This is a genomic window from Desulfofustis glycolicus DSM 9705, from assembly GCF_900130015.1.
GTDB lineage: Bacteria > Desulfobacterota > Desulfobulbia > Desulfobulbales > Desulfocapsaceae > Desulfofustis > Desulfofustis glycolicus.
Genome location: NZ_FQXS01000066.1, coordinates 1 through 4,706, shown reverse-complemented (window position 1 = coordinate 4,706; position 4,706 = coordinate 1). Strand labels below are relative to the sequence as shown.

4 protein-coding genes and 2 pseudogenes are annotated in these 4,706 nt (G+C 39.2%); 1 reads left to right on the top strand and 5 read right to left on the bottom strand.

Annotated elements, in window-relative coordinates; all coding sequences use genetic code 11:
• The 5 genes and pseudogenes from BUC26_RS22205 to BUC26_RS22185 all read right to left on the bottom strand — a co-directional run.
• Window positions 1-207 (bottom strand): annotated as a pseudogene (locus BUC26_RS22205) (IS256 family transposase); the annotation flags it as partial.
• 280 nt (window positions 208-487) lie between these two features.
• On the bottom strand, window positions 488-1,603 hold the full coding sequence (locus BUC26_RS22200; RefSeq protein ID WP_073379575.1) for a glycosyltransferase: 1,116 nt from the start codon (window positions 1,601-1,603) through the stop codon (window positions 488-490).
• Window positions 1,600-2,745 (bottom strand): glycosyltransferase family 2 protein, encoded by a 1,146-nt coding sequence (locus BUC26_RS22195; protein WP_208609887.1) that lies wholly within the window; start codon window positions 2,743-2,745, stop codon window positions 1,600-1,602. The genes BUC26_RS22200 and BUC26_RS22195 overlap by 4 nt, the downstream gene beginning before the upstream one ends.
• A 73-nt stretch (window positions 2,746-2,818) precedes the next feature.
• A complete protein-coding gene (locus tag BUC26_RS22190) occupies window positions 2,819-3,466 on the bottom strand; it encodes an exosortase C-terminal domain/associated protein EpsI (protein WP_073379573.1) in 648 nt (215 codons plus the stop codon).
• A complete protein-coding gene (locus BUC26_RS22185; protein WP_084540860.1) occupies window positions 3,454-4,305 on the bottom strand; it encodes an exosortase/archaeosortase family protein in 852 nt (283 codons plus the stop codon). The genes BUC26_RS22190 and BUC26_RS22185 overlap by 13 nt, the downstream gene beginning before the upstream one ends.
• Window positions 4,306-4,512: 207 nt before the next feature.
• Between BUC26_RS22185 and BUC26_RS22180 the strand changes: the two are divergent.
• A pseudogene (locus BUC26_RS22180) lies at window positions 4,513-4,706 on the top strand (IS5/IS1182 family transposase); the annotation flags it as partial.

The window sequence follows — 4,706 nt, the reverse complement described above, 5'->3', positions numbered from 1 at the left end:
TTCCCTTTCAGGCAAATAGCCATTGCGCACAACTTGCATGTGCCCGTTTTTATTTCTCAAGTCTGCGTATTGTTGGAGAAGCTCTTGCAATTCAGCTTCAACCGCTTCGCCGATGAGTTGTCGTGCGCCAGTTCGTAACAGTTCGGTCAGTGGATCCTCAGTAAACTCCCCTGGCTTTTTCAGCTCGATAACTTTATTGTTCATCATGACGTATCCTCTTATTGTTGGAATTTTGTTTTGGCGAACTGATTCCAACAGGATACGTCATTTCTTTTTTATGTCTCCTTCAAACACCACTTTTGAGCATAACTCCCTTTTAGAAAAGATCGACTTTAAGCAGTTTGTTCTAGCTTGAATCAAATACCGTATTTATTTAATATGAAACGATCAATGGAACGGATAGAGAGCGACATATCAGCGAAATAATTAATTGAATTTTATACAATAACAAACCGTAAAATTGGGGTTACTTTGTAATCATCAAAAATCACATAGAACCCAACACACTACAATATAATTCCATGTATCTTCGTGCCATTAATATGTTATTGTAATTTTTCTCGAACCTCATTTTCGCCTTTTGTCCTAACAGCCTACTTTCATCCATTTCTGAAATAAATTGTAATATCCCTCTCTCAATCTCAGATACCGAATTCTTTTCGACCAAAATGCCGCAATCACCTGAAGCTAACACTTCAGGAATACCACCAACTCGGGTTGCAATAATTGGTGCACCAATTCTCATTGCTTCAAGTAATGTAATTGGCAATCCTTCCGTCAACGATGACATCACTAGGCCCTGACAATATTTCAAATAACTGTAAGCATAAGGTAGATACCCAGGCATCATGACCTTATCATTTAAATTGAGTTGACCAATTAGGTCTTGCAACTGTTGACGATGGCTACCTTCACCAATGATAATCAGGCGAGTATCTGGACTAATTGCTAGGACCTTGGGTAGGGCTTTTATGAGTAAATCAAAACCTTTTTCTCGTGACAATCTGCCAATTGCGCACAATGTTTGACCATTTTTACAGAAAGAAACGACCTTTTCATTGAGATCATGAGTACAATCATCAGTCAACGGTATTCCATTATCAATCACCTTAAATTTGTCACGAAAGGGTGCAAGCTTCGGATGCTTAAACATTTCTTTGTTTACTATAGCCACCTGATCAACAAACCTCAAACTCAAAGAATCAAGCCATTCGTATACTCGTATTTTGGAAATTTGAGTTGTCGTGGTCCATCCATGAAGTGTCGTTACCATTGGAATTTTACGAATTTTTCGTGGAATAAGACCAAATAGGATGTTACTCTTATAACCATGAGAGTGTAGAATCTGGGCACCCTCTCTCCATAATGTGTTGAGGATAGAATAAGCCCCCAACCAATTTGGACCAGGTCTCATACGGAACTGCTCAACGCTTAAAGCGCATCGTCTAGCTTCAATTTCAATAGCTTTTTCTTTTTCACCCGGTAACCCGATGCTAATCAGAGTTGGCTCGAGTCCAAGTTCGAGTTGTGCTTCCATGAGATATAGTAAAACGACTTCTGCTCCATAAAAACCTCCACTATCGATCACATGAAAAATTTTCATCCTTTTCGCGGCGCCCAAATGACCTGCTTTTTACCAGAGATAAATTTAATGAAGGCGTGGCCACAAGCTAAATTCAGCAATGCAAAATATCGTATAAAGGCTATCAGCCTAGATTTGTTACCAAAACGAACCATGAGCGGAGCAGACAGCGCCACAAGATACGCAAGAGATTGAATCCCCATGGTTAGAAGATAGAAGCTTGATGCTCTAACTAGAAAAAGGTTAGAAATAAAAGCGCTGAGTAAAAAGATAAAACACAGGTACCGGAGAACCTTGTGAGACCACAATTGCCATGAGAATAACATGTTATCTGGACAGAAAAGGAGTGCTCGCATATCAAAAAGGGCCCATAATGCTCGTAATGCAACCCGAACGCGCATGAGATACTCGTCACTATCCGTACGTAAAGCCGTCTCTTGCAAAATGGCGGCTGGCTCATATACAACACGATAACCTTGTTGCACAACCATGAGTGGCTGAACAAAGTCGGGCAATTGATCAGCTTTCATAGGTCGATACAATCTCTTTCTCATAGCATCCACACCGCCATCAACACCGACGATAGAGCCAAGCCGAGACTCGGCAGAACGCAAGGAGTTCTCATATTTCATATAGGCGGAACAGCCATCACCACTTATCGTGCCATCAGCTTCTGTGTAAATCATTTTGCCAGTGACGTAACCGACCTCAGGATCTGCAAAATTTGCAGCTAGTTGCTTCAACGCCTGACTATCGTAGAGAGAGTTAGCGTCTGCAAAAACGATAATATCACCCCCTGCTTTTGGAACGGCCATGTTCAGTGCGGATGTTTTGCCGGCTCGGGGTGTTTGGCGAAAAAGTGTCACCTTTTTCTTTTTGTATCTCCCTACAATATCGTCTGTTTTGTCAGTAGAGCCATCAGAAATGACGATTATTTCACGCTTTTCTGAAGGGTAATCGATTGATAATTTATTTTCGATTGTTTGCGCTAACACAGATTCTTCATTGTACGCGGATATCAATATTGTGATATTAGGCAATACTTGAGCTTTATGAACGGTACGATTTACAACACGAGAGACCAAAAAGACAATAAAGGGGTATCCTACATAACTGTAAAAAATGATTAATAAAGAAAAATAAAACGTTATATAGACTATCACTGGAAATCCCACGTATCGCCTATAAATTGAATTTTTAATATGATTTTGTACCAGAACCTATTATTGAAGATATTCATGAGGCAGTCATATATAGAAAAAGGATTGGATAAAATTCGTTAATGAAATCGATTAACAAAGATTGCGCAGACTCTTCACTTTTGTCATTTATAGAAGTGCTTATTCTAACAAATGCATTCATTTGTCCTTGACCGAGAATCTTTTTTTGAAGCAATAATAATTTCTGTTTAAAAGTACTGGGAGCACTTATGTCGTCTACTTGAAACCAATAAAATATTTTTTCCTTTTTACCATCAAGTTCAGCTACAATTGTTGAGTATTCAATTATTCCTAGTTCTGCTAAATTAATTTCACGTGTTTGTTTGTCATAAAGTTGCCATCCCTGTCCGGGATAGCATACTTGGGGATCATGGGCTGCACCAATTTTTTTTCCCGTTAGATAGTATCCTATGTATATCGTTATTGTTTCATCATTTTTTGAATAAGTTTGAAAAACATAGTCGTCTAACTTTAGCTCTTTAATAATAACTGGGGACAAGCTATTGGTTTCGACTGGTCTCCATTGCCTCATTTGACTCAGTACACCACTCAAGGATTGTTGTGGTTGAACAAGATGAGCTTGCGGCTGCCAGTAAAGCATTGATCCTGTAACAATCAAGACAACAATAAGCGTGAGTAGTTTTCTATAACTTATTTTTCGCATACCAAAAGAATGTTCCTGAATAGTAAGAATAATATTAGTGAAAATATAAAAACAGCAACACCGGTTATGGTATGCACGACTCCCTCAGTTAAATCAAAATTGAAATAGTGAAAAGAAAAAATGATAAGCAATACACGCAACACGTTTAACATGATGGCAATAGGGATTGCAGAAAAAAACAGAATTACTCTGAGTATGAAGCCTGTCAAACCAAAATAAGCGACAATTGCACCGACTGTTAAAAGTGTCATTATAGAGCGCAGTCCGCTACAAGCTTGGACGACTTCAAGTGTATGATCTGTCAGATATATTACATTCCCTTGGTTATGAATAGGAATATTAATGAGCGATACCAGAAAAACAGCAATTTTAGTAACAAATAGTTGCAATGGTATGGTTAAATTAGCATAAATCTGGCCGGGAACAGGTATCATGAAGAACAAGAGGAACAACGGAAACGCGCAGACACGGAATACATGCCATCCAAACATGAATATTATACTCGCACCAAGAAATAGGATCATTGCCACTGGCGCCAAGGATATGATTTCAGCATACCTAGCACCTAAATAGAGAGCGAGAGTAAGGATGACCAGAGGAAAATAAATCCAGGAAGATTTTTTCGTTGTATCTGCCAGTTCATGACGCTTCTGCCAGACGATATAAAGACTTAAAGGCACTATAAAGAACCCGTGCGAATAGTCATCCGAAGTAGACCAAGCAATAAATAAACTTTTCCAAACAGGCATAAATACAAATAGAAATGCCAGAAATAAAGCGACAAGTGCTACCCAGAATGTCCTGTCTCTTTTATCCGGTAAGAAATATTGAATCATCATTAATGCTTAATCGAGAAATTAAAACTACACTTAATGGCCATAGAGATTTCTACTACCAAGAATCTTATCTTTATGGGTTCCTTGCAAAATAGCGGGTAAAAAAACTGGCCAATTGCCCCAAAAAATCAGACAAACTCTCTGAAAATGTATTAATATCAATATGTTGAAACAAATTTTTCCATCCCTTCAGCTTTCAGAGATAACGCCATGACTCAATTCGGACTCTTCGATTATCACAAACGCCTCTCACGAATCGATCAAGCCGGTGATCCCCTGGTCGAACTTAACGAAGCAGTGGACTGGGAACAGTTCCGCGAACTCATCGAGCGAGCTCGGGAGAAGCCGCGCAAATCTCCCGCCGGGGCCAAGGGCTACGATTCCATTCTCCTCTTCAAGATTCT